The sequence below is a fragment of the Streptomyces sp. NPDC047014 genome (assembly GCF_040644195.1).
Classification (GTDB): domain Bacteria; phylum Actinomycetota; class Actinomycetes; order Streptomycetales; family Streptomycetaceae; genus Streptomyces.
Map to the genome: position 1 here is coordinate 273,962 of NZ_JBEYVX010000001.1, position 24,087 is coordinate 298,048.

General features: G+C 73.1%; 23 protein-coding genes. 12 read left to right on the forward strand and 11 right to left on the reverse strand.

Features of this window, described 5'->3' with window-relative positions; all coding sequences use genetic code 11:
- Positions 1-17: 17 nt before the first annotated feature.
- Together ABZ873_RS01030 and ABZ873_RS01035 are read right to left on the reverse strand one after the other, a co-directional pair.
- Positions 18-1,409 carry an FAD-dependent oxidoreductase gene (locus ABZ873_RS01030; RefSeq protein WP_360863562.1) on the reverse strand — a complete coding sequence of 464 codons (1,392 nt, stop codon included), beginning with the start codon at positions 1,407-1,409 and terminating at the stop codon, positions 18-20.
- A gap of 52 nt (positions 1,410-1,461) precedes the next feature.
- The gene (locus ABZ873_RS01035; protein WP_360863633.1) at positions 1,462-2,178 is read right to left on the reverse strand and encodes a DUF305 domain-containing protein; all 717 of its coding nucleotides are present in this window, start codon (positions 2,176-2,178) and stop codon (positions 1,462-1,464) included.
- 109 nt (positions 2,179-2,287) lie between these two features.
- Here ABZ873_RS01035 and ABZ873_RS01040 point away from each other — a divergent pair, with 109 nt between their 5' ends.
- Positions 2,288-3,769: a hypothetical protein gene (locus ABZ873_RS01040; RefSeq protein ID WP_360863564.1), complete on the forward strand. Its 1,482-nt coding sequence runs from the start codon at positions 2,288-2,290 to the stop codon at positions 3,767-3,769.
- 20 nt (positions 3,770-3,789) lie between these two features.
- Here ABZ873_RS01040 and ABZ873_RS01045 read toward each other — a convergent pair whose 3' ends face one another.
- The 4 genes from ABZ873_RS01045 to ABZ873_RS01060 all read right to left on the reverse strand — a co-directional run bounded on the left by ABZ873_RS01045 (position 3,790) and on the right by ABZ873_RS01060 (position 6,846).
- Positions 3,790-4,428, reverse strand: coding sequence for a helix-turn-helix domain-containing protein (locus tag ABZ873_RS01045; protein ID WP_360863566.1), 639 nt, complete (start codon positions 4,426-4,428; stop codon positions 3,790-3,792).
- Positions 4,429-4,591: 163 nt separating this feature from the next.
- Entirely contained in the window at positions 4,592-5,239 is a 648-nt protein-coding gene (locus ABZ873_RS01050; RefSeq protein ID WP_360863568.1) for a phosphatase PAP2 family protein, read from the reverse strand.
- A gap of 46 nt (positions 5,240-5,285) precedes the next feature.
- Positions 5,286-6,224 (reverse strand): M56 family metallopeptidase, encoded by a 939-nt coding sequence (locus ABZ873_RS01055; RefSeq protein ID WP_360863570.1) that lies wholly within the window; start codon positions 6,222-6,224, stop codon positions 5,286-5,288.
- A 97-nt stretch (positions 6,225-6,321) separates the two neighbouring features.
- The gene (locus ABZ873_RS01060) at positions 6,322-6,846 is read right to left on the reverse strand and encodes a DUF5134 domain-containing protein (protein ID WP_360863572.1); all 525 of its coding nucleotides are present in this window, start codon (positions 6,844-6,846) and stop codon (positions 6,322-6,324) included.
- Positions 6,847-6,976: 130 nt separating this feature from the next.
- Between ABZ873_RS01060 and ABZ873_RS01065 the strand changes: the two genes are divergently transcribed.
- Positions 6,977-7,516 (forward strand): GNAT family N-acetyltransferase, encoded by a 540-nt coding sequence (locus ABZ873_RS01065; protein ID WP_360863574.1) that lies wholly within the window; start codon positions 6,977-6,979, stop codon positions 7,514-7,516.
- Between the two features lie 58 nt (positions 7,517-7,574).
- Here ABZ873_RS01065 and ABZ873_RS01070 read toward each other — a convergent pair whose 3' ends face one another.
- On the reverse strand, positions 7,575-8,267 hold the full coding sequence (locus ABZ873_RS01070; protein ID WP_360863575.1) for a glycerophosphodiester phosphodiesterase family protein: 693 nt from the start codon (positions 8,265-8,267) through the stop codon (positions 7,575-7,577).
- A gap of 418 nt (positions 8,268-8,685) precedes the next feature.
- On the opposite strand from ABZ873_RS01070, the gene ABZ873_RS01075 reads away from it, so the two are divergent.
- The 3 genes from ABZ873_RS01075 to ABZ873_RS01085 are packed head-to-tail and all read left to right on the forward strand — an operon-like array spanning position 8,686 to position 11,953.
- Positions 8,686-10,092 (forward strand): DUF6421 family protein, encoded by a 1,407-nt coding sequence (locus ABZ873_RS01075; protein WP_360863577.1) that lies wholly within the window; start codon positions 8,686-8,688, stop codon positions 10,090-10,092.
- Positions 10,093-10,118: 26 nt separating this feature from the next.
- Positions 10,119-10,880, forward strand: coding sequence for an SDR family NAD(P)-dependent oxidoreductase (locus tag ABZ873_RS01080; RefSeq protein WP_360863579.1), 762 nt, complete (start codon positions 10,119-10,121; stop codon positions 10,878-10,880).
- Positions 10,877-11,953 carry a low specificity L-threonine aldolase gene (locus ABZ873_RS01085; protein ID WP_360863580.1) on the forward strand — a complete coding sequence of 359 codons (1,077 nt, stop codon included), beginning with the start codon at positions 10,877-10,879 and terminating at the stop codon, positions 11,951-11,953. Before ABZ873_RS01080 ends, ABZ873_RS01085 begins: the two co-directional genes overlap by 4 nt.
- Positions 11,954-12,062: 109 nt before the next feature.
- On the opposite strand, the gene ABZ873_RS01090 is transcribed toward ABZ873_RS01085, so the two are convergent.
- Positions 12,063-12,785 carry a lysophospholipid acyltransferase family protein gene (locus ABZ873_RS01090; protein ID WP_360863582.1) on the reverse strand — a complete coding sequence of 241 codons (723 nt, stop codon included), beginning with the start codon at positions 12,783-12,785 and terminating at the stop codon, positions 12,063-12,065.
- Positions 12,786-13,045: 260 nt separating this feature from the next.
- Here ABZ873_RS01090 and ABZ873_RS01095 point away from each other — a divergent pair, with 260 nt between their 5' ends.
- The 5 genes from ABZ873_RS01095 to ABZ873_RS01115 all read left to right on the forward strand — a co-directional run bounded on the left by ABZ873_RS01095 (position 13,046) and on the right by ABZ873_RS01115 (position 17,712).
- Positions 13,046-13,411: a thioredoxin family protein gene (locus ABZ873_RS01095; RefSeq protein WP_360863584.1), complete on the forward strand. Its 366-nt coding sequence runs from the start codon at positions 13,046-13,048 to the stop codon at positions 13,409-13,411.
- A gap of 277 nt (positions 13,412-13,688) precedes the next feature.
- Positions 13,689-14,231 (forward strand): flavin reductase family protein, encoded by a 543-nt coding sequence (locus tag ABZ873_RS01100; protein ID WP_360863586.1) that lies wholly within the window; start codon positions 13,689-13,691, stop codon positions 14,229-14,231.
- A gap of 201 nt (positions 14,232-14,432) precedes the next feature.
- Positions 14,433-15,218 (forward strand): electron transfer flavoprotein subunit beta/FixA family protein, encoded by a 786-nt coding sequence (locus ABZ873_RS01105; RefSeq protein ID WP_360863587.1) that lies wholly within the window; start codon positions 14,433-14,435, stop codon positions 15,216-15,218.
- Positions 15,219-15,277: 59 nt separating this feature from the next.
- A complete protein-coding gene (locus ABZ873_RS01110; RefSeq protein WP_360863589.1) occupies positions 15,278-16,240 on the forward strand; it encodes an electron transfer flavoprotein subunit alpha/FixB family protein in 963 nt (320 codons plus the stop codon).
- A 173-nt stretch (positions 16,241-16,413) separates the two neighbouring features.
- Positions 16,414-17,712 (forward strand): aldolase, encoded by a 1,299-nt coding sequence (locus ABZ873_RS01115; RefSeq protein ID WP_360863590.1) that lies wholly within the window; start codon positions 16,414-16,416, stop codon positions 17,710-17,712.
- 82 nt (positions 17,713-17,794) lie between these two features.
- On the opposite strand, the gene ABZ873_RS01120 is transcribed toward ABZ873_RS01115, so the two are convergent.
- Positions 17,795-18,781: a LacI family DNA-binding transcriptional regulator gene (locus ABZ873_RS01120; protein WP_360863635.1), complete on the reverse strand. Its 987-nt coding sequence runs from the start codon at positions 18,779-18,781 to the stop codon at positions 17,795-17,797.
- 187 nt (positions 18,782-18,968) lie between these two features.
- On the opposite strand from ABZ873_RS01120, the gene ABZ873_RS01125 reads away from it, so the two are divergent.
- Positions 18,969-20,006 (forward strand): NUDIX domain-containing protein, encoded by a 1,038-nt coding sequence (locus ABZ873_RS01125; protein WP_360863592.1) that lies wholly within the window; start codon positions 18,969-18,971, stop codon positions 20,004-20,006.
- A gap of 44 nt (positions 20,007-20,050) precedes the next feature.
- Here ABZ873_RS01125 and ABZ873_RS01130 read toward each other — a convergent pair whose 3' ends face one another.
- Positions 20,051-20,590 carry an MBL fold metallo-hydrolase gene (locus tag ABZ873_RS01130; RefSeq protein ID WP_360863594.1) on the reverse strand — a complete coding sequence of 180 codons (540 nt, stop codon included), beginning with the start codon at positions 20,588-20,590 and terminating at the stop codon, positions 20,051-20,053.
- A 33-nt stretch (positions 20,591-20,623) separates the two neighbouring features.
- Complete coding sequence (locus ABZ873_RS01135) at positions 20,624-21,988, reverse strand: dipeptidase (RefSeq protein WP_360863595.1); 1,365 nt, start codon at positions 21,986-21,988, stop codon at positions 20,624-20,626.
- A gap of 317 nt (positions 21,989-22,305) precedes the next feature.
- Between ABZ873_RS01135 and ABZ873_RS01140 the strand changes: the two genes are divergently transcribed.
- Entirely contained in the window at positions 22,306-23,550 is a 1,245-nt protein-coding gene (locus ABZ873_RS01140; protein WP_360863637.1) for a geranylgeranyl reductase family protein, read from the forward strand.
- The last annotated feature ends 537 nt before the right edge of the window (positions 23,551-24,087 follow it).

The following is a 24,087-nucleotide window of genomic DNA, read 5'->3' on the forward strand; positions in this document are numbered from 1 at the left end:
CCCACGGTGTTCACTGGCTACGGCCGGGGCGTGCGGGAGGCGGCCAGGAGGGTCGGCCAGTCGGGGATCTTGACCGGGCCGTGGGCCGGGGAGCGGTGCAGGGCGCGGCCCAGTTCCGCCTCCGCCGCCTCCACGGCCAGCCAGCCCGGCCATTCCACCGGCCGCAGGCCGGCCGCCCGCAGGCCGGCCGCCCGCAGCGCGTCCAGCGGGTCCCCCGGCAGCTCGCGCCGCGCCAGCGCCCCGGCGTCCTGGAGCAGCGAAGACACCGTCTCCTTCGCGCACGGCCGGTTGGTGCCGATCACCCCGCTCGGGCCGCGCTTGATCCAGCCCGCCACGTACTCCCCGGCCGATGCCCGGCCCGCGCGCAGCACCCGGCCCGCCGCGTGCGGGACGGTGCCCCGTACCGGGTCGAACGGCAGCCCCTCCGGCGGCACGCCCTGGTACCCCACCGAGCGCAGCACCAACTGCGCGGCCAGGTCCTCGTACCGGCCCGTGCCCGTCACCCCGCCCCGCCCGTCCGGGGCGGTCCGCTCGCAGCGCACCGCGCGTACCCGCCCGTCGGGGCCGCCCAGGATTTCCACCGGCCGCAGGTAGAACCGCAGCGCGATGCTCCGCCCCTGCCCGCCGGGGCCTTCGGCCGCCCAGCCGCGCAGTGCCTCCAGGTTGCGCCGGGCCACCGCGGGCAGCGCGGCGGCCGCGCCCGGGTCGGCGTACGCGGGGTCCAGGGCCAGTTCGGCCGGGTCGGTACGGATGCCGACGCCCGGCAGGGTGCCCAGCTCGCGCAGTTCCTTCGTGGTGAACCGGCCCTGCGAGGGCCCGCGCCGGGCGATCATCGTCACCGCGCGCACCCGGCTGTCCGCGAGCGCCCCGAGCGCCGGCTGCGGCATGTCCGTAGGCGCCAGCTCCGCGGCGCCCCGGGCGAGGATCCGCGTCACGTCCACGGCGACATTGCCCGCCCCGACGACCACCGCGCTCTCCACCCCGCCCAGGCCGAAGCTCTCGCCCGCCGCGTCCGGGTGCCCGCTGTACCAGGACACGAAGGCGGTGGCGGAGCGCACCCCGGCCAGCTCCTCGCCCGGGATGCCCAGCATCCGGTCCCGCGCCGCGCCCACGCAGTAGACGACGGCGTGGTACAGCTCCAGCAGCCGCGCGGTGGGCAGGGCCGCCCCGCCCACCTCGACATGCCCGAGGAAGCGGATCCGGTCGTCCTCCAGCACCGTGCGCAGGCTGCCCTGGAGCGATTTGATCTTCTCGTGGTCGGGGGCGACGCCGTAGCGGACCAGCCCGTAGGGCGCGGGCAGCCGGTCCAGCACGTCGACGCGTACGCCGGGCACCTCGCGCTGCTCCACCAGCGTCTGGGCCGCGTACACCCCGCTGGGACCGGATCCGACGACGGCGACACGAAGCACGGCGGAACTCCTCCCGCAGGTGGTCCCAGCATGACACCGGGCCCCGGGGCCGTCAGCCCATGGCACGCATCCGGTGGATCTCGGCGCTCTGCGTGGCGACCACCTCGGTGGCCATCTCCTCCACCGCCACGTTGTTGCCCCCGGCGAGCGCTTCGCCCGCCATGGTCAGGGCGCCCTGGTGGTGGGCGGTCATCAGCCGCAGGAAGAGCTGGTCGAAGGCGGCGCCCCGGGCCTCGGCCAGCTCCTTGAGCTGCTGCTCCGTCGCCATACCGGGCATCGCGCCGTGGTCGGTCCCGTGGCCGGCCCCATTTTCGGCCCCGTGGTCGGCCCCGCCGTGGTCCCCCGCACCATGGCCCCCGCCACCGGCCGCCGGATCCGGATACCGGGCCTGCCATTTCTCCATCGCGCCGATCTCCGGCTTCTGCCCGGCCGTGATCCGCTCCGCGAGCCGCTTGACCGGATCGGCCCCGGCCCGGCCGGGGGCGAGCGCGCTCATCGTCAGCGCCTGCCGGTGGTGCTCGATCATGCGGCGTACGTAGGAGCGGTCGGCGGCGTTCGGGCTGTCGTCCGGCCTGGCCTTCGCCGCCTGCTCGGGTGTGAGATGGCGGGCCTGCTCGCCGGGCCTGCCCGGCGCGACCACCGCCGCCCGCCCGTCGCCTCCCGCCCGGTCGCCGCCTTCGTCGTCCTGGCAGCCGGAGAGCGTCAGCAGGAGGGCGGCGGCGGCCAGGACCGCCGCAGCGCCGCGGACGGGCCGTGCCGATAAGGCCATGCGGCCCCTGAGGTCTTTTGCCATGTCCATGGAAAGGAAGATACTGCCGGGGTCCTGGTTCCGTTCCCCCGCGGGCGGAACCGATCGCGGGCTCCCATGGGAGGGCACTGTGACCTCGTTACACACCAGGAGAGTGCGGAACAGGCGGGTGGGGGTGGCCGTCGCGGCGGCCGGTCTCCTCACCACGCTCCTGGCAGCCGGACCGGCGGCCGCCACTCCCGACCCGGGGGACCTGACCCCGGGCCACGGCAACCACCAGAGCACGGGCATGTCCGAGGGCGCGGAGCTCGCCCCCGGCGAGATCCCCGGCCAGGACGAGATCGTGCACAGCGCCAACATCAAGCCGCTCGCGAACATCCCCGCGGCCGACCCCACGCGGATCAACACCGACCTGGCCTTCCAGGGCCGGTACGCCTACGCGGGCAACTACAACGGGTTCACGATCTACGACATCGGCAACCCGAAGGCGCCGAAGACCGTCACGGAAGTGCTCTGCCCCGGCGGCCAGAACGACATCTCCGTCTACGGCGACCTCCTCTTCCTCTCCACGGACTCCTCGCGCAGCGACGACTCCTGCAACAGCGTCTCGCAGCCCGCGACGGAGAAGTCCTCGTGGGAGGGCATCAAGATCTTCGACATCAAGGACAAGAAGAACCCCCGGTACATCAAGTCCGTCGAGACCGCCTGCGGCTCGCACACGCACACCCTGGTCCCGGGCGACCGCGACCTCTACCTCTACGTGGCCTCGTACTCCCCGAGCGAGGCGTTCCCCGACTGCCAGCCTCCGCACGACGGCATCTCCGTGGTGAAGGTGCCCAGGAAGTCCCCGACGAAGGCCGCCGTCGTGGCCTTCCCCGTGCTCTTCCCGGACGGCGGCAACCCGGGCTCGCCCACCAACCCGGGCGTCTCCAAGACCACCGGCTGCCACGACATCACCGTGCTGCCGTCGAAGAAGCTGGCCGCCGGCGCCTGCATGGGCGACGGCATCCTCTTCGACATCAGCAAACCCGAGCAGCCGCGCGTCATCGACCGGGTGCAGGACAATGTGAACTTCGCCTTCTGGCACTCGGCCACCTTCAACGAGCGTGCGAACAAAGTGGTGTTCACCGACGAGCTCGGCGGGGGCGGCGGCGCCACCTGCAATGAGGCCACCGGTCCGAACCGGGGCGCCGACGGCATCTACGACATCACCGGCCGCGGCGACCAGCGCAAGCTCTCCTTCCGCAGCTACTTCAAGATCCCCCGCCACCAGGCCGACACCGAGAACTGCGTGGCCCACAACGGCTCGCTGATCCCCGTCGGCGGCCGCGACATCATGGTCCAGGCGTGGTACCAGGGCGGCATCTCCGTCTGGGAGTTCACCGACTCCGACCGGCCCCGCGAGATCGCCTACTTCGAGCGCGGACCGCTCACGACGGACCGGCTCGGCCTCGGCGGCTCCTGGTCGGCCTACTACTACAACGGCCACATCTACTCCAACGACATCGTCAAGGGCCTCGACGTGCTCCGGCTCGACGACCGGCGCACCGACGGCGCCAAGTGGGTCCGCATGGACCAGCTCAACGTCCAGACCCAGCCCGACTACCGCTGAGCCCTGTGACGCCTGAGGCGTCAGGGACCCCAGAGGGATGACGGAAACGTTCCGCCGGGCGGCCCGCCGTCCGGCGGAACGCCGAGCTCCCAGTCCAGCCCGTAGCGCTGGAACAGCTCGGCGCGCAGCCGGGCCGAAGGCATCGGCGCCCCGGGCAGCAGCACCGCCACCACCGCGCCCATCAGCAGCGCCCGCAGCAGCGGATAGTCCGCCTCCACGTCCGCCGAGCCGTAGCGGGCCAGGGTGTCCCGCAGCAGTTCGGCCAGCCGCTGCTGCTCCGGGCACCGTACGAAGCCCTCCGCCGTCAGGATGCCCGCCATGTGCGTGCGCATCAGCAGCGGCTGCTCCCGGGCCAGCCCGAGCACCGCGTCGATGGCCCGCGCCAGCCGTTCGCGCCCGTCGTCGGCGCGGGGCTCCCGCTCCAGCGCCGCCGCCACCGTGAGGTGCATCAGCCGGTGCACCGCCGACTGGAGCAGCTGCCGCTTGCCCGGGAAGTAGTACGAGACCAGGCCGCGCGCGGTGCCCGCCCGGTCGGCGATGTCCGCCAGGGTCGTGGCCTCGTACCCGCGCTCGGCGACCAGTTCGACCGTCGAACGCAGCAGCCGCTCCCGGGAACGTCTGCGCAATTCTTCATTGACCGAGGCGCTGCGCGGGGACATGCTTACTCCTGCGTTGACTGGCTCCCGGCCAATATACTCAGCGCACGGCGTCGCCTGCTCTGGGTGACACGGGGGATCATCCAGGGCAGGCGCTCCGCACCGGCCCCGCGCCCGCACCACACACCGCGCACACCGCACGCAGCACACGCGCCACACGCGGCACTCATCGCTCGACCGCCTCCCGCCGGCCGCGTCCACGTACCGGCACGCAGGCCGCGAGCACCACCACAGCCACACCCAGCAGCCACCCGGCCAGCACGTCCGAGAACCAGTGCACGCCCAGGTAGAGCCGGGTGAAGCCGACCCCGAGCACCGAGACCGCCGCCAGCACCCACGCCACCGGGGCCCACTTCGGGGCGGGCCGGGGCAGCAGCCACAGCAGCAGCCCGCACACCACCGTCGCGGTCATCGCATGGCCGGACGGATAGGCCGCGAAATGGGCCGAGTCCACCGGGTCCGGCCACACCGGACGCTCCCGCCCCACCGCCGCCTTCATCCCCTGTTGCACCACCGAGGCGGCCAGCGCGGCCACCGCCACGCGCAGCGCGCGGTCCCGGTCGCCGTGCCACCACAGCAGCACGCAGGCGACGGCGGCCAGCAGGCGCATGGTCCACGGGTCCCACACCCAGTCCGACAGCACCCGCATCAGGTGGGTGGTCCCCGGGTGGGTGACGGCGTGCGCGTGCAGGTCCCGGGCGAGCTGTCCGTCGTACGTCAGGAGCGGCTGCCAGCCCGTCACCACCAGGCCCGTCAGGAGCAGCGCGAGCAGCCCGCAGCAGATACCGGTCAACCGAAAGAGATCGTTCCGCATACGCCGATCCTCGCACCGGCCGCCGCCGTCCTGCGGCAGGGCGCTCCTACCGCAGGGCGCTCAGCCCCGGTACGAAAGCCACCAGCAGCGGCACCGCCGGCACCAGCGTGGCCAGCGCGGTCAGCCGCAGCCGGCGGCCCGGCGACAGCCGGGGAACGGCCGACAGCAGCCGGCGTACCCGCTGGGGCACGTGCGCGTGTTCGGGGGAGGAGGCGCCGAACACCCCGCGGTCCTCGTTGAGTCCGACGAGGGCCAGCGCGACCGTCAGCCGCCCGAACCGCCGGGAGGCCACGTCGTCGGCGGCCAGCTCCACCAGCCGGTACATCTCCGCCTCGAACGCCGCGAACACCGGCACCTGCGGGAAGGCCCGGGACAGCGCCCGCGAGCAGTGCAGCAGCCAGTCGTGCCGGGCCGCCGCGTGCCCCTGCTCGTGCGCGAGCACCGCGTCCAGCTGGCTGCCCTTGAGCCGCCCCAGCGCGGCCGTGGTCACCACCAGCTGCGGGGCGGTGCCCGGCAGCCACCAGGCATCCGGCCGCGGACCCTCCAGTACGACGAGCCGTACGCCCGCCGGGTCCTCCCCGGGCAGCAGCGGGGCCCGTACCAGCAGCTCGCTGCCCTGGGCGCGCCGCCGGGCCCGTGCCCGCAGCACCTCGCCGGTCAGCATCGCCCCGGTCCACAGGCCGCCGCCCGCGAGGGCGAGGGCGGTGCAGGCCGCCCAGGCTCCGCCGGAGGCGCCCAGCGCGTAGGCGTCGACCACGCCGTGCGGGGCGGCGGCGAAGAGCCGGTCCCGGACCGCGAGCCAGGCGTCCGCGGCGCTGAGCAGCATCGACAGCCCCAGGCACAGCAGCACCGCGCCCACCACGCACTGCCATGCCCACAGGGCCACGACGGGTTCTCGCTCGGACCACCGGGCCCGGGCCAGCAGGCGGGGTGCGAGCACCGCGGTCAGTGCGCCGAGCAGCAGGAGAGCGCCGGGGACCATCATGGTCACCAGCCTATGAGCGGGGGAGTGCCCACGGGTACGCGCCGGAGGCATTGGTGACGCAGGACACGTCGTGGCGCCTCCCTGCCGCCGGGGGCCGTCACATGGTGAGCAGCATGGCCAACATGCCCAGTCCCATGGCGAGTCGGCAGGCCCGGACGAACTCGCCGTCGCCGCAGCTTTCATCACCGGGGACGGCCGGACCGCCCGCGGTGATCAGCCGTGTACCGCCGAGCACCACATAGCCCGCGTAATAGAGGAGAAGGGCCCCGGTCAGCAGCGGCGGCACCGCCGAGCCGTGCCCGGTGCCCGGGGCCAGCGACAAACAGGCCATCGTCAGGGAGCCCACCAGGTGGTGCGCGTGGTGCGTACCGTGCCGCAGCAACCAGAGCGCGTGCAGGGCCGCCGCGCAGAAGACCGCCCCCAGCACCGGCATCCGCCACCCGCCGCCGCTGCCCAGCGGCAGGGCCATCAGCGCCATCCCGAAGGCCATCACCGCCTCGCCCGCGGCCGCCCCGCCCGGCCCGCGCACCCGGCGCAGGCAGTACGCACCGCTCACCGCGCAGAGCAGGACCAGCAGCCAGGAGGGGAGGGAGGCGGAGACGGACGTGGCGGAACCGTGCACGGCGGAACCTCCCGGTTCGTCGGCGTCACCGGAAACGTTCCCTTCTCCTACGGCGCTCACGCGGGCGCGGGATAGGCTCTCCCTGCCGCACCAGGCATGTCATATGCCACCGCACTGAACGGAGCGCCCGATGCCCACCGCCCAGCCCGCAGCCCTGAGTTTCCGCAGCGCCGTGGAGGCGGACGTACCGGAACTCGTCGTTCTGGTGGAGTCCGCCTACCGGGGTGACGCGAGCCGGGCCGGCTGGACCACCGAGGCCGACTACCTGGACGGCCAGCGCACCGACCCGGCCGGGGTCCGCGCCGTCATCGAGAGCCCGGACTCGGTCCTGCTGGTGGTGGAGCGCTCGGGCGAGCTGGTCGCCTGCTGCCAGCTCGAACACCGCGGCGACTACGTCTACTTCGGCATGTTCGCCGTCCGCCCCGGCCTCCAGGGCGGCGGCCTCGGCAAGGAGATCCTGGCCGAGGCGGAGCGCCGCGCCCGCGAGACCTGGGGCGCCGCGGAGATGCGGATGACGGTGGTGAACGTACGGGAGGAGCTCATCGCCTACTACGTGCGCCGCGGCTACCGGCGCACCGGCGAGCTGAGCCCCTTCCCCTACGGCGACGAGCGCTTCGGCATCCCGCTCCGCGACGACCTCGCCTTCGAGCTGCTGGTCAAGGCGCTCTGACCGCCCGCGACCGGTAAGGCACCGGTCGGGCACCGATCAGGCACCGGCCGGGCACCCGTCAGGCGGTGAACCGGCCCGTGCTGCGGATCTCCGGGAAGTCCGTGACCACGCCGTCCAGGCACAGGGCGCGCGCGAGCCGCAGCAGGTCGAGGGTGTCGACGCCCAGCCCGGTCATCCGCAGGCCGGCCGCGTGCGCCGCCTCCACCGCCGCCAGGGTGACGAGGCGGACGTCCGTGGCCACCGTCGCGGCCCCCACGGCCTGCGCCCGGTGCACCACGCCCTCGGTGTCGCCCACGCGGGGGGAGGCGTACAGGGTGGTCCGGACGCCCGGCAGCAGCCGGGCCGTCTCGGCGAGCACCACCTCGTGGGCGGAGCCCACCTCCACCCGCGAGGCCAGGTCCCGGCGCCGGAGCAGCGCGGCGAGCGCGGCCACCGACGCCTGGTCGCCGACGGAGACCAGGAGCGGGGAGTGGACCGCGTCCAGCACCTCGTCGAGGACGGGGACCCGCTCGCCCTGTCCGGCGTCCAGTGCGCGCAGCTCGTCGAGGGTGAGATCGGCGACGGCCCCCGAGCCGTCGGTGGTGCGGTCCACGTCCGGGTCGTGCACGGCGACGAGGGCGCCGTCCTTGCTCAGCCGGAGGTCCAGGGCGATGACGTCCATGCCGGAACGTTCCGCTCGGAGGAAGGACCTCAGGGTGTTCTCCGGCTCCACACCCATGACCCCGCGGTGACCGATGGTGAGGAAAGTCAAGGTTCTCTCGCTTCCGTCGACGGCGGCTCCCCGCGCGGTCGCGCTGTCCCGGCCCGGCCGCGCGCGCGTAGAGGTCGCATGCTAGTGCGCCTCCCCCGCGAAGGGACCGGGCGTGCACGGGCTCGCGAGCGCCCCACCGACCGCTTCCCGCCAGGGCCGCCCGGCCGGGCGCGGCCACTTCCGCTTCTGCCGCGTCACCCGGGCGTGGGCGTGTTCCCCACAGCTTGACGTTCCGTGTCCGGGCGGGGCCGCGGCTTCGTTTTCGGCCAGGCCCGTGAAGCCACTCCGCCCGGACGGACGGGAAGACTTCCGGTGAGGTGGGGGGTACCACAGGATAATTTCCCGAGATCCCTCTTGAGCAGGAGAGGCTGCCCGCTTACGCTGTGCGGACGTGAGGTTCTCCTGTGGAGGAAGTGACATGACGGAAACTCTTGTGCCGGGCACCGGCGGGGCCGTGATAACCGCTGGGGCGCGGGTGGTCGACCACCCCGCGTGGCCCGAGCTCAAGGCCGCCGTGGAGGAGATCCGCCCCTGGCAGTCGGCGGACGGTTCCATCGACTTCGCGGCCGAGGGCGAGCACGCCCGTGCCACCGTCAACGCCGCCGTCGAGCGCGTGATCACCGCGGTGGAGACCCTGTCCCCGTTGCTCCCGCACGCCGCCGACTACCACAAGGCCCTCATCGCCGACCTGCGCAAGTGGGCCGCCGAGGGCTTCGGCGTGCCGGACTTCCTGGACTCGCTGATGGCCTTCCAGCCGGCCGCCGAGCGCGCCGACGGCCTCCAGCACCTGGTCGTCTTCCCCATGTACACGCAGAACGGCAACCCGGACCGCAACCTGGAGGCCGTCGCGCTCAAGATGGTGTGGCCCGAATGGCTCGCCGAGCTGGAGCGCACCCGGTACGACAACCCGCTCTTCCTCGGCATCACCTTCGAGGACTTCACCCCGGGCTACGACACCAACTCCGCGGTGCTCTTCCCGGAGACCATCGCCGTGCGCGAGGCCCCCGAGCGCTTCACCTGGGGCGGCATCTTCTGCGACCGCGAGGCGGCCCGCTACCGCAAGGTCACCGAGGCGGCCGTCGACATCCTCGGCATCGAGCTGCCCGAGGACATCGCCCGCATGGTCGAGGACCAGGAGCGCTGCGAGAAGGCGTTCGTCCTGTGGGACATGGTCCACGACCGCACCCACAGCCACGGCGACCTGCCCTTCGACCCCTTCATGATCAAGCAGCGCCAGCCGTTCTGGATGTACGGCCTGGAGGAGCTGCGCTGCGACCTCACCGCCTTCAAGGAGGCCGTGAAGCTGGAGTCCGAGGGCAACGAGCACGGCCGTGACGTGCAGTACGCCGTCCTCTTCGACCGGATGTTCCGCTTCCCGGTCTCCGGCGACCGCAACCGCAACTACGACGGCCTCGGCGGCCAGCTGCTCTTCGCGTACCTCCACAAGCACGACGTCGTGCGCTGGACGGACAACAAGCTGAAGATCGACTGGATGCGCGCCCCGCAGGTCACCAACCAGCTGTGCGCCGAGATCGAGGACCTGTACCGCGCGGGCATCGACCGCCCGAAGCTCGTCCACTGGTTCAAGGCGTACGAGCTCGTCTCCACCTACCTGGCCCCGCACCCGGGCTCCAAGTGGGCCAAGGGCCCCGACGCCCTCGACATGAGCCAGCCGCCGCGCAAGCTCGTGGACGACGTGCTTCCGGACGAGTTTCCGCTCAGCATGTTCTATGAGGCCCTCGCCAAGAAGCTCAAGGGCGTGATCGCCTCCACCAAGGGCATCACCGCTCTCAACGCCGAGAGCACCGAGCGGGGCGCCGCGTGAACGACCGCCCTCAGGAGGCTGCACGCATGAACGGCTCCGGAAACGGCAACGGACAGCTCAACGGAGCGGTGGTGGCGGTGGCCGGGGCCGGCGGCCCCGCCGGCCGCGCCGCGCTGATGCGCCTCGCCGAGGCGGGCGCGGTGGTCGTCGCCTCCGACGCCGACCCGGCGCGCCTCGCCGAAGCCGTGGACGCCGCCCGCTACGCCCACGGCGGCTCCACCATCACCGGCGACACCGTCGACCTGCTCGACCTGGAGGCCACCAAAGCCTGGGCCGGACAGATCGAGAAGGAGTTCGGCCGGGTCGACGGCCTGGTCCACCTGGTCGGCGGCTGGCGCGGCAGCAAGACCTTCACCGACGTGGACCTCGCGGACTGGGCCTTCCTGGAGAAGCTCCTCATCCGCACCGTCCAGCACACCTCGCTCGCCTTCCACGACGGGCTGCTGCGCAGCGACCGCGGGCGCTACGTGCTCGTGAGCCAGTCCGGCGCGCACAAGCCGGTCGCCAACAACGCCGCCTACAACGCGGGCAAGGCCGCCGCCGAGGCGTGGACCCTGGCCATGGCGGACTCCTTCCGCAAGGCGGGGGGTGACGAGGGTCCCGCCGCGGCGGCTGCGATCCTGGTCATCAAGGCACTGGTGCACGACGCGATGCGCGCCGAGCGTCCCAATGCGAAGTTCGCGGGCTTCACCGACGTGAAGGAGCTGGCCGAGGCCATCGCCGACGTCTGGGAGCGGCCCGCCACCGATGTGAACGGACAGCGTCTGTGGCTCACTCCGCAACCGTGAGAAACGATGCCGGGAAGACCGACGCCCGGCGCCACCACGACCCCGCGGTGCGTGGTTTCGCCAGCGACAACTACGCCGGCGTGCACCCGGAGATCCTGGCCGCCGTCGCGCTCGCCAACGGCGGCCACCAGGTCGCCTACGGCGAGGACGAGTACACCGAACACCTGCAGAAGATCATCCGCAGCCACTTCGGCCCGTACGCGGAGGCTTTCCCGGTCTTCAACGGCACCGGCGCGAACGTCACCGCCCTCCAGGCGATGACCGACCGCTGGGGCGCGGTGATCTGCGCCCGCACCGCCCACATCAACGTGGACGAGGGCGGCGCCCCGGAGCGCATGGCGGGCCTGAAACTGCTCACCGTCGCCACCCCGGACGGCAAGCTCACCCCCGAGCTGATCGACCAGGAAGCCTGGGGCTTCGAGGACGAGCACCGGGCCATGCCGCAGGTCGTGTCGATCACCCAGAACACCGAACTGGGCACGGTCTACACCCCGGAGGAGATCCGGGCGATCTGCGAGCACGCCCACGGGCTCGGCATGAAGGTCCACCTCGACGGCGCCCGGATAGCCAACGCCGCGGCCTCGCTCGACGTCCCGATGCGTGCCTTCACCAACGCGGTCGGCGTGGACGTGCTCTCGTACGGCGGCACCAAGAACGGCATGATGTTCGGCGAGGCCGTCGTCGTGCTGAACCCGGACGCGGTCCGCCAGATGAAGCACATCCGCAAGATGTCGATGCAGCTCGCGTCCAAGATGCGGTTCGTGTCCGTCCAACTGGAAGCCCTGCTCGCCAAGGACCTGTGGCTGCGCAACGCCCGGCACGCCAACGAGATGGCGCAGCGCCTCGCGGCGGGCGTGCGCGAGACGGACGGCGTGGAGATCCTCTACCCGGTGCAGGCGAACGCGGTCTTCGCGCGGCTGCCCCAGGAGGTCTCGCGGCGCCTGCAGAAGCGCTACCGCTTCTACTTCTGGGACGAGCCCGCGGGCGACGTCCGCTGGATGTGCGGCTACGACACCCAGCCGGAGGACGTCGACGGCTTCCTCCAGGCCCTCAAGGAGGAGCTGGCCCGCTAGGGCCTGTCCGCCGAAAAGCCCACCACCCACCGTGCATCCCCGGGACGCACGGTGGGTGGCGCTGTTCTGCGGGCCGTCGGCGCGGCCCGTCGGCGCGGGGCGGAGGGGGTCAGCCCGCCTCGCGGACCTGGGCCGCGGTGGGCGCCGTACCGCCCAGGTGGGCCGGCAGCCACCAGGAGTCCTCGGTGCCGCGCGGCTTCTCCGGGTAGGCCCGCTGGGCGGCGTCCAGCAGCTCCTGGACGCGCTCGCGCAGCCGCCGGGTGATGGCGCCCGCGTACTGGTCGGCGGGGGCCTCGATCGGCTCGCCCACGCGCATCGTCACGGGGACGTGGCTGCGCTTGAGGTTCTTGGGCCGGCCCTTGGTCCACAGCCGCTGCGTGCCCCAGAGCGCCACCGGGATCAGCGGGACCCCGGCCTCCTGCGCCATGCGCGCCGCGCCCGACTTGAAGCTCTTGAGGGTGAAGGACTGGGAGATCGTCGCCTCGGGGAACACACCGATGATCTCACCGGACCGCAGGGAGTCCAGGGCGTGCTGGTAGGCCGTCTCGCCCTGCTTGCGGTCCACGGGGATGTGCTTCATCGCGCGCATCAGCGGGCCCGAGACCTTGTGCCGGAACACCGACTCCTTCGCCATGAAACGCACCAGGCGCTTCTGCGGCCGCGCCGTCAGGCCGGCGAAGATGAAGTCGAGGTAGCCGATGTGGTTCGAGACCAGCACCGCACCGCCCTGGCGGGGGATGTTCTCGGTGCCCTTCATGTCGATACGGATGTCCAGCGCGCGGAACAGCCCGTGCGCGGCCGCGATCACGGGAGGGTAGACGAGCTCAGCCATGGGAGGACCCGCTTTCTGCCTGGGGAGGTGCTCCCGGCCGGAAGTTACGGAAGCGTAGGTACGCGACCCTTGGGGATGGTGCCCCAAACCGGGCCCGGTGGCCAGTCCAGGAGCCCCTGGCCGGGGAGATTCTCGTCACGCCGGGAATGCCGCGGACCCGTCGCGCGCTCCCTTGCAGTACGAGCGTACGACGATCATGCGGGCGGCTGAACACGCGGGCGCCCGCACACCGGGAAACGGAAGCGAAGAGGGGAGCGCGGATGCGCGCGGAAGCGGGCGGGCCGGGAGCCGTCGGGCCGGGCACCGACGGGCCGGCGGCCGGCCGGCTGGGCGCCGCGGAGCTGGGGGCCGAGCCGGGGGAGCGGGCCAGCCTGGTGCAGTTCTCCAGCGCCTTCTGCCAGCCCTGCCGGGCCACGCGGCGGATCCTCGCCGAGGTCGCCGGCATGGTGGACGGCGTCGCGCACATCGAGATCGACGCCGAGGACCGGCTCGACCTGGTGCGCGCCCTCGGCATCGAGAAGACCCCCACCGTGCTCGTCCTGGACGCCGCCGGCCGGATCGTGCGGCGCGCCGCCGGGATGCCGCGCAAGGCGGACGTGATCGCCGCCCTGGGGGCCGCCGTATGACCGGCCGTATGACCGGCCGCGCGCGGGGCGCCGGGCCGGGCGCGCCGGTGCGCACGCCCGTGCACCGCGTGACGCGCCTGACATCTGCCCGATCCCGCTTGACTGCGTCAGCGGGAGATCGACAGGCTGACCGTATGCGGTATGAACTCCTGCTCCACGGGCGGGTCCACCTGGACCTGGTCCGCCACGCGAGCGCGCGCTGTCCGGGTCACTGAACGCTCCGCCCCCTGATCCCGAACCGTGCCCGCGTGTCCTGCGGCAGAAGGCAGAACCCCTGATGAGTGCTCCGACCGTCCCCGCGATCCCCCCGGCCGCCGCCGCGTCCGCGTCCGGCGCCGCCCGCCCCGGCTCGCCCGACCTGCTGCGCTCCGTCTTCCGGCAGCACGCCGCCGGAGTGGCCGTGATCACCGCCCAGGACGGCGGCCGCCCGGTGGGCTTCACCGCGACCTCGCTGAACTCCGTCTCGGCGGATCCGCCGCTGCTGTCCTTCACCATCGCCACCGGCGCCTCCAGCTGGCCCGCGGTCCGCGACAGCGAGCACCTCGGCGTGCACATACTCGGCGAGCACCAGAGGGAGCTGGCGGGCCTGTTCGCGCGCAGCGGCGCCGACCGCTTCGGGCCGGGCACCGGCTGGGCCGCCGGGCCGCACGGGGTGCCCGTACTGGACGGCGTACTGGCGTGGCTGGTGTGCCGGGTGGTGGCGCGGGTGCCCGCAGGCGAGCACCGTGTGATCATCGCGGAGGCGGTCGTGGGGGATCCCGCCGGCGAGGGCCGTCCGCTGCTCTACCACCAGGGGCGCTTCAACGCGCTGCGCGACTGAATCGTCCCTGCTGGGGCAGGTCGGACGGCGTTGGGCAGATCACAGTTCGCCCACCTTGCGGCTGGGTAGGACGCACGATGTACTGACGAGTAACATTTCCTTCGGGGCGCTGGCCGCCCCGATCGGGATCCGCCCGACAAGGCGCCTATGCTGCCTGCATAAGGCGGTACACGAAAAAGACGATGCGGTAGGAGAGCCGGCGTGAGCCTGAGGATCGTTGTCTGTGTGAAGTACGTGCCCGACGCCACTGGCGACCGGCAGTTCACCGAGGACCTGACCGTCAACCGTGACGACGTCGACGGCCTGCTGTCGGAGCTCGACGAATACGCCGTCGAGCAGGCGCTGCAGATCGCCGACGAGGCCGACGACGCCGAGATCACCGTCCTGACGGTGGGCCCCGAGGACGCCAAGGACGCGCTGCGCAAGGCGCTGTCGATGGGTGCCGACAAGGCCATCCACGTCGAGGACGACGACCTGCACGGCACGGACGTCATGGGCACCTCGCTGGTGCTCGCCAAGGCCATCGAGAAGGCCGGTTACGACCTGGTCATCGCCGGCATGGCCTCCACCGACGGCGTCATGGGCGTCCTCCCGGCGATCCTGGCCGAGCGCCTGGGCATCCCGCAGGTCACCCTGCTCTCCGAGGTCAAGGTCGAGGACGGCACCGTGACCGGCCGCCGTGACGGCGACACCGCGAGCGAGCAGCTGGAGGCTTCCCTCCCCGCGCTCGTCTCGGTGACGGACCAGTCCGGCGAGGCCCGCTACCCGTCCTTCAAGGGCATCATGGCCGCCAAGAAGAAGCCGGTCGAGTCCTGGGACCTGGAGGACCTGGAGATCGAGGCCGACGAGGTCGGCCTGGAGGGCTCCTGGACCGCGGTGGACTCCGCGGCGCAGCGCCCGGCCCGCACCGCCGGCACGATCGTCAAGGACGAGGGCGAGGGCGGCAAGCAGCTGGCCGAGTTCCTGGCCGGCCAGAAGTTCATCTAAGAGCTTCGGCCACTCCCTCAAAGCCCCCAGACACTTCGCAACAGCAGGAGAGCAGTCCCATGGCTGAAGTTCTCGTCTACGTCGACCACGTGGACGGTGCCGTCCGCAAGCCCACCCTTGAGCTGCTGACGCTGGCCCGCCGCATCGGCGAGCCCGTCGCCGTCGCCCTGGGCGCCGGTGCCGAGGCCACCGCCGCGGTGCTCGCCGAGCACGGCGCGGTCAAGGTCCTCACCGCCGACGCCCCCGAGTTCGCCGACTACCTCGTCGTACCGAAGGTGGACGCGCTCCAGGCCGCCCACGACGCGGTCTCCCCGGCCGCCGTGCTCGTCCCGTCCTCCGCCGAGGGCAAGGAGATCGCCGCGCGCCTGGCCGTCCGTATCGGCTCCGGCATCATCACCGACGCCGTCGACCTGGAGGCGGGTGACGAGGGCCCGGTCGCGACGCAGTCCGCCTTCGCCGCGTCGTTCACCACCAAGTCCCGCGTGTCCAAGGGCACCCCGGTCATCACCGTGAAGCCGAACTCGGCCCCGGTCGAGGCCGCCCCGGCCGCCGGCACCGTCGAGGCGCTGGCCGTCACCTTCGGCGCGCTGGCCACCGGTACCAAGGTCACCGGCCGCACCCCGCGCGAGTCGACCGGCCGTCCGGAGCTGACCGAGGCCGCGATCGTGGTCTCCGGTGGCCGCGGCGTCAACGGTGCCGAGAACTTCGGCATCATCGAGTCCCTGGCGGACTCGCTCGGTGCGGCCGTCGGTGCCTCGCGCGCCGCCGTCGACGCCGGCTGGTACCCGCACACCAACCAGGTCGGCCAGACCGGCAAGTCGGTCTCCCCGCAGCTCTACATCGCCTCGGGCATCTCCGGCGCCATCCAGCACCGGGCCGGCATGCAGACCTCGAAGACCATCGTCGCCATCAACAAGGACGCCGAGGCTCCGATCTTCGACCTCGTCGACTACGGCGTCGTCGGTGACCTCTTCACCGTCGTCCCGCAGCTGACCGACGAGATCAAGGCGCGCAAGGGCTGACCTGCGCTTCTCGTCATAGCTCCACTTCTCCGGGGCCGTGTGGTGTTCGTCACCGCACGGCCCCGAGTCGTTCCCCCGGGGCGGCCGGGGGACCATTGACGGAGCGGAACCGCATGACTAAATTCTGCTATGCGGATCTAAGCTTCCGTGTAGCGGAAAGAGGAGAGTGCAGGATGGGTCAGCAGGAGAAGGTGGCGACGAGCCTCGCCGGCGCGGTCAGCGAGGGCATCAGCGCCTCCCTCGCCCCGGTGGACGCGGAGCTCGCCCGGCACTACCCGGGCGACCCCGGCACCCGGCAGCCCATCCACACGGTCTACGTGCCCGGCGACGCCTTCACCGCGGACACCGTCCGCTCCTGGGGCGACCAGGCACTCGCCGCCCTCGACCGGCACGCCCCGGACGCCGCCACCTTCGCCAAGGTGCTCGGCATCCCCGACGAGCTGGCCGTCCCCGTCCACGACCGGGTGCGCGCCAAGCTGGCGAGCGAGCCCATCGAGGACCTGCGCGTCGACTTCGAGGACGGCTTCGGCGTCCCCTCCGACGAGGAGGAGGACCAGGCCGCGGCCCGCGCCGCCCGCCTGATCTCCGAGGCGTACGCGAACGGCACCAACGCCCCCTACATGGGCATCCGGATGAAGTGCATGGAGTCCAACGTCCGCGACCGCGGCATCCGCACCACCGATGTCTTCCTCTCCGGCCTCCTCGCCCACGGCGGCCTCCCCGACACCCTGGTCCTCACCCTGCCCAAGGTCACCTACGCCGAGCAGGTCACCGCCTTCGTGCAGCTGCTGGAGGCGTTCGAGACGGCCCGCGGGCTGCGCCAGGGCCGGATCGGCTTCGAGATCCAGATCGAGACCAGCCAGTCCATCCTCGCCTCGGACGGCACCGCCACCGTGGCCCGCATGATCGAGGCGTCCCGGGGCCGCGCCACGGGCCTGCACTACGGCACCTTCGACTACAGCGCCTGCGTCGGCGTCTCCGCCGCCTACCAGGCCAGCGACCACCCCGCCGCCGACCACGCCAAGGCGATCATGCAGGTCGCGGCCGCCGGCACCGGCGTACGGGTCTCCGACGGCTCGACGAACGTGCTGCCCGTCGGCACCACCGAGAAGGTCCACGAGGCATGGCGGCTGCACTACGGCCTGACCCGCCGCGCCCTGGCCCGCGCCTACTACCAGGGCTGGGACATGCACCCGGGCCACCTCCCCACCCGCTACGCCGCCGTGTTCACCTTCTACCGCGAGGGCCTGGAGACCGCCGCCGCGCGTCTCAAGGCGTACGTGGCCAAGGTCGAGGGCGATGTGATGGACGAGCCCGCCACTGCCAAGGCCCTGGCCGGCTACCTGGTACGCGGCCTGGACTGCGGGGCGGTCGGCATCGAGGAGGTCACCGCCCTGACCGGCCTGACCCGCGCCGAACTGGACGCCTTCGCCCTCCCCCGCCGCTCGGCCACCCTGACGGCCTCCAACTGAGCCGTGTGACACGGAGCCGTGTGGCACCGAGCCGCGGGGCCCGCCCGGAGATCCTTCCGGGCGGCCCCGCGGCCTTCGCGGGTCAGGGCGCCGGGGGGAGTTCGCCTGAGCCTCGGGGGATGAGGCGGGTGGGGAGTTCGATGCGGGTGGGGGAGAGGCCCGCGCCGGTGAGGCGTTGGAAGAGGCGGTCCGTGGCGACGCGGCCCAGGGCCGCCGGGTCCTGGGCGACCACCGTCACGCCCGGGCGCAGCAGGTCGGCCAGCTCGAAGTCGTCGAAGCCGACCAGCGCCACCGGGCGCTCCCGCGCGGCCAGCAGGCGTACCACCGTGACGGTCACGCGGTTGTTGCCCGCGAAGAGGGCCGTCACCGGCTCGGGGCCCTCCAGCATCGACCGGGCCGCGGCCGTGACCCGCTCCGGGTCCGTCGAGCCGAGGGCGGTCCAGGAGGCGGCCACCGGCAGGCCCGCCTCCGCCATGGCCGTACGGTAGCCGCGCAGGCGCTCCGTCGCCGTGTGGATGCGCGGGTGGTCCCCGATGAAGCCGATCCGCCGGTGGCCGCCCGCGATCAGGTGCGCGACGCCCTCGCGGGCGCCGCCGAAGTTGTCCGACAGGACCACGTCCGCGTCGATCCGCCCCGCCGGCCGGTCCACGAACACCGTGGCCACACCGGCGCGCATCTCCGGCTCCAGGTACCGGTGGTCGGTCCCGGCGGGGATCACGATCAGGCCGTCCACCCGGCGGGCGCACAGCGCGAGCGCCAACTCCCGCTCGCGGTCCGGGTCCTCGGCGCTGGAGCCGTTGACGAGCAGCGCGCCGTGCGCGCGGGCCACCTCCTCCACGGCCCGGTTCAGCGGCCCGTAGAACGGGTCCGCGAGGTCCTCCAGGACCAGGCCGACGGTGGCCGTGCGGCCCTTGCGCAGCACGCGGGCGCTGTCGTTGCGGCGGAACCCCAGGGCCTCGATGGCCTGCTGGACCCGCTTCTCCGTTTCGGGGGTGACGCCCGGCTCGCCGTTGACCACCCGGGACACCGTCTTGAGGCCGACGCCCGCCCGGGCCGCCACGTCCTTCATGGTCGGCCGGTTGCCGTAGCGGGGCTCGGACGGGCGGCGGTTGTGGGGCACGGCGGCGAATCCTCCTGGGCTCTGCGGGGCTTGTGACCTCCGAGGATAAGCACACGGCCGAGAGTGAGGTTTCCGTGGCAGGGTGGGGCGGGCAGGCCACTGGAGGCTCGGGACGAGCCATGGGAGAGGGGTAGACGTGATTGTCTGGATCAACGGCACCTTCAGCGCCGGGAAGACCAGCACGGCCCGCGAGCTGACCGGAATCCTTCCGGACAGCACCCTGTTCGACCCCGAGCTCATCGGTGACGCCCTGCGGGTGCTGCTGCCGCCCAAGCGGCTGGCGGAGGTCACCGACTACCAGGACCTGCCGAGCTGGCGGCGCCTCGTGGTGGACACCGCGGCGGCGATGCTCGCGGAGCTGGGCGGGGTGCTCGTCGTACCGATGACGCTGCTGCGCCAGGAGTACCGGGACGAGATCTTCGGCGGGCTGGCGGCGCGGCGGATCCCGGTGCGGCATGTGCTGCTGGCCCCTGCTGAAACGATCCTGCGGGAGCGGATAGCGACCCGCCGGGAGCCGGGGGAGCCCCAGGAAGTGGAACGGCGCATCCGCCAGTGGTCCTACGACCACATCCCCGCCTACCGGCAGGCCCTCGGCTGGCTCACCACCGACGCGCACGTCATCGACAACGGCGCCCTGACCGTGCGGGAGACGGCCGAGCGGATCGCGGAGGCCGTCCGCTCCGAGACCGCCCGGGTCTGCGACATCGTGCAGACCCCGGAGCCGACGCGCGAGACGGTGGCCGCCGGGGTACTGCTCTTCGACGCGCAGGACCGGGTGCTGCTGGTGGATCCGACGTACAAGGCGGGCTGGGAGTTCCCCGGAGGCGTGGTCGAGGCGGGGGAGGCCCCGGGATCCGCCGCCGTACGGGAGGTCGCGGAGGAGCTGGGCCTCGTACTGGAACACCGGCCCGGGCTGCTGGTGGTGGACTGGGAACGCCCGCAGCCGCCCGGATACGGGGGCCTGCGCCTGCTCTTCGACGGCGGCCGCCTCACGGAGGAGGCGACGACCCGGCTCCGGCTCCCCGGCCCGGAACTGCGCGCGTGGCGCTTCGTCACGGAGGCGGAGGCGGCGGACCTGCTGCCGGGCCACCGCCAGGAACGCCTGAGGTGGGCCCTGCGGGCGCGGGAACGGGGGCGGGCGCTGTACCTGGAGGCGGGGCGGCCGGTGGGCTGAGAGGCCGGGCTCGCGGCTCAGGCGGCGGGGCGAGCGGTCGCGGCTCAGGCGGGCATCGCTTCCGCCGCCTGAGCCAGGGTGCGGGCCGTGTCCCGCGTCAGAGGGCCGCCGTGGCCGAAGCAGGCCACCGACGGCTCCAGCGCGGCCAGGCGGTGGAAGGCGGCCACCGCCTGGGCCCGGTCGACGTCGAAGACCCCCGGCATCACCGGGCCGACCGCCGCGACGCAGTCGCCCGTGAACAGGACCTCGTGCCGGGGCAGGCGGACGGCGATGCTTCCCGGGGTGTGCCCGGGGGCGTGGATCACGTACGCCCCGTCCCCGAAGCCCGGCGCGTCACCGTCCTCCAGTGCCACGTCGACCGGGGTGGGCGGAGCCTCCGGCGCCGTGAGGCCCTGCTCGTACAGCGGGATCTCCCGGTCCAGCAGCACCGGTTCGGGGACGGGCCGCTCGCCCCGGACCACCGGCGCGTCCAGCCGGTGCGCGAGCACCCGCTCCCCCCAGCGGGTGGCGGGCTCAGCGGCCGCGCCGACGTGGTCGCGGTGGCAGTGGGTGAGGACGATCCGCTCCAGCCGCTCGGGCCGCACCGCGCGCCCCGGGCGTACGTCCCGCCGCCGGGATCAGGCGCGCCGCGACTCCGCGTAGTGGACGAGGAACAGCGCCTCCGCCACCGACAGCCGCTCCAACTCCTCCGGCGACACGCTCTCGTTGACCGCGTGGATCTGCGCCTCCGGCTCGCTGAGCCCGATCAGCAGCATCTCCGCCTCCGGGTACAGCGAGGTCAGCGTGTTGCACAGCGGGATCGACCCGCCCATGCCGCTGATCTGCATCTCCTGGCCGGGGTACGCGGCTTCCAGCGCGGCGCGCATCGACGCGTACGCCGGGCTGCTGGTGTCCGCCTGGAACGGCTGGCCCTGGCCCACGACTTCGAGTTCGAGACGGGCCTTCCACGGGGTGTGCGCCTCCAGGTGGGCCTGGAGCAGCTTGATCGCCTCGGCGGTGTCCACACCCGGCGGCACGCGCAGGCTGATCAGCGCGCCGGCGCTCGCGTGCACCGACGGGGTCGCGCCGACGACCGGCGGGCAGTCGATCCCGAGGACCGTGACCGCCGGACGGGCCCACAGGCGGTCCGCGATCGTGCCGTCACCGATCAGCTCCACGCCGTCCAGGACCTTCGCGTCGGCGCGGAAGTCCGCCTCCGGGTACTGCAGGCCCTCCCACACCTCGTCCGCGGCGAGCCCGTCGACGGTCGTCGAACCGTCGGCCGCGCGCAGCGAGTCCAGGAGCCGGATCAGGGCGGCCAGCGCGTCGGGGGCGGCGCCGCCGAACATGCCCGAGTGCAGGTTCCCGCCGAGGGTGTCGATCTTCACCTTGATCAGGCACATACCGCGCAGGGTGGCCGTGACCGTCGGCAGGCCGAGGCGGAAGTTGCCCGCGTCGCCGATGACGATCGTGTCCGCCGCCAGCAGCTCCGGGTGCGCCTCGGCGTACTGCTGGAGGCCGCCGGTGCCCTGCTCCTCCGAGCCCTCGACGATCACCTTCACGCTCACCGGCACGCCGCCGTTGGCCTTGAGGGCGCGCAGCGCGAGCAGGTGCATGATGAACCCGCCCTTGCAGTCGGCCGCGCCACGCCCGTACCAGCGGCCGTCGCGCTCGGTCAGCTCGAAGGCGGGGGAGACCCAGGCGGCGTCGTCCAGCGGGGGCTGGACGTCGTAGTGCGCGTAGAGCAGTACGGTCGGCGCGCCCGCGGGGCCGGGGAGGAAGCCGTACACGGACTGCGTGCCGTCGGGGGTGTCGAGCAGCGCCACGTCCTGGAAACCCTCGACACGCAGGGCGTCCGCGACCCAGGCGGCCGCGCCCTCGCTCTCGCTGCGCGGGAACTGCGCCCAGTCCGCCACCGACTGGAAGGCCACCAGCTCGGTGAGCTCCTGCTTGGCGCGGGGCATCAGCGAGGCGACGGTTTCCGCGATCGGATGCTGGGACATGGGCACGCTCCTTTTGGGTGCGACGTTGTACTCCGTGTACGCCGCCCGCGCACGCGCGGGGTGTGCGTATGCCGGGTACGGCGAAAGACAGTCCGATCCTCGCACAGCGGGGTGGGGCGGTGTCTCGCCGTAGGATTTCCCCGGCATCGGAGCAACCGGGTGATCAGGAGCAGCAGCACATCGTGAGCAGCGACGACGACGTACACGACGCAGGTGCGGGCGCGGGGCGGGCCGGGCGGCCGGCCGGCGAGGAGGCGGCCGTCGAGGAGGCGGGAGCGGCTGGAGAGGCCGTGGGCGCCGTTGGGGCCGGAGAGGCCGTGGAGGCAGCGGAAGGGGAGATTGCCGGGGGGACCGGCGAGGCGGGCGAGGTGTGGGACGTGGTCGTGGTCGGGGCCGGTCCCGCCGGGTCCTCGGCCGCGTACGCGGCGGCGAAGGCGGGGCGGCGCGTCCTGCTGCTGGAGAAGGCCGAACTGCCCCGCTACAAGACCTGCGGCGGCGGCATCATCGGCCCCTCGCGCGACGCGCTGCCGCCGGGCTTCGTCCTCCCGTTGAAGGACCGCATCTACGCGGTCACCTTCTCCATGGACGGGAAGCTGGCCCGTACCCGGCGCTCGAAGCACATGCTGTTCGGGCTCATCAACCGGCCCGAGTTCGACGCGGGCCTGGTCGCCGAGGCCGAGAAGGCGGGCGCCACCCTCCGTACGGGGACGGCCGTGTCCCGCGTGGAGCAGCACGGGGCGGCCGTGCCCGACCGGCGGACCGTGGCCGTCGTCCTGGCGGACGGCGAGACGGTGCTGGCGCGCGCGGTGGTCGGCGCGGACGGCAGCGCGAGCCGGATCGGCGCGCACGTCGGCGTGGAGATGGGCCAGGTGGACCTGGGCCTGGAGGCGGAGATCCCCGTACCGGCGACGGTCGCGGAGGACTGGAAGGGGCGGGTGCTGATCGACTGGGGCCCGCTGCCCGGCAGTTACGGCTGGGTGTTCCCCAAGGGCGACACGCTCACGGTGGGGGTCATCTCGGCGAAGGGCGAGGGCGCCGCGACCAAGCGGTACCTGGACGATTTCATCGCCCGGCTCGGCCTGGCCGGCTTCGAACCGGCCGTCTCCTCGGGGCACCTGACGCGCTGCCGCAAGCCGGATTCGCCGCTCTCGCGGGGCCGGGTACTGGTCGCGGGCGACGCGGCGGGGCTGCTGGAGCCGTGGACCCGCGAGGGCATCTCCTTCGCGCTGCGCTCGGGGCGGCTCGCGGGGGAGTGGGCGGTGAAGATCTCCGAGGCGCAGGACGCGGTGGACGCGCGCCGCCAGGCCCTGAACTACGCCTTCGCGGTGAAGGCGGGGCTGGGCGTGGAGATGGGCGTCGGCACGCGCATGCTGACCCTCTTCGAGGCGAAGCCGCGCCTGCTGCACGCGGCGATCACGGGCTTCCGCCCGGCGTGGCGCGCGTTCGCGCGCATCACCCGCGGCTCGACGACCCTGGCCGACCTGGTCCGCTCGAACGGCCTGGCCCGCAGAGCCCTCCAGGCCCTGGACACCCACCAGTCCGCCACGCGCCCGCCGCGCTGACAGCCGCCGGCGAATGTCTCCGGCCCGCCCGTTGGCCCGGCACCCCGCCCGTTGGCCCGGCCCCGCCCGACGGCGGGGCCCGACGCCGCCCGCTGCGCGGCGCCACGCGGTACCTCGCCTGACGGCGGGGCTCGGCGCCGGGCCCCGCGGCCGCAGTACGACCTGGGAGGGTCAGCTTGGCCGCGCGGCCTACCGGCCGCCTTCGCCGGCTCTCGCGGCCCGGGGCCGCGTCGTCGGGCGCCAGGCAGCAAGGGCTTGGCACGACCCGGGCGGGGGCGGCCTCGTCACACGGCCTGCTGGCCGCACTTGCCGGGCTTTCTGGGACCAGGCCCGCGTGGTCCGCTGCTGCGCAGCGGTGTCCGGCAGGACGCGGGCGAGATGGCTTGCTCATACGGTCTGCTAGCCGCTTCCGCCGGTTCTCGCGGGCGGGTTCTGCGTCGTCCGGTGCCGTCCGTGCCGCCCCGGAGGGACTGACTCGGGCGAGACGGCCTGGGCGCATGTCCTACCGGCAGCCTCGGGCCGAGGCGGCCGTGGCGG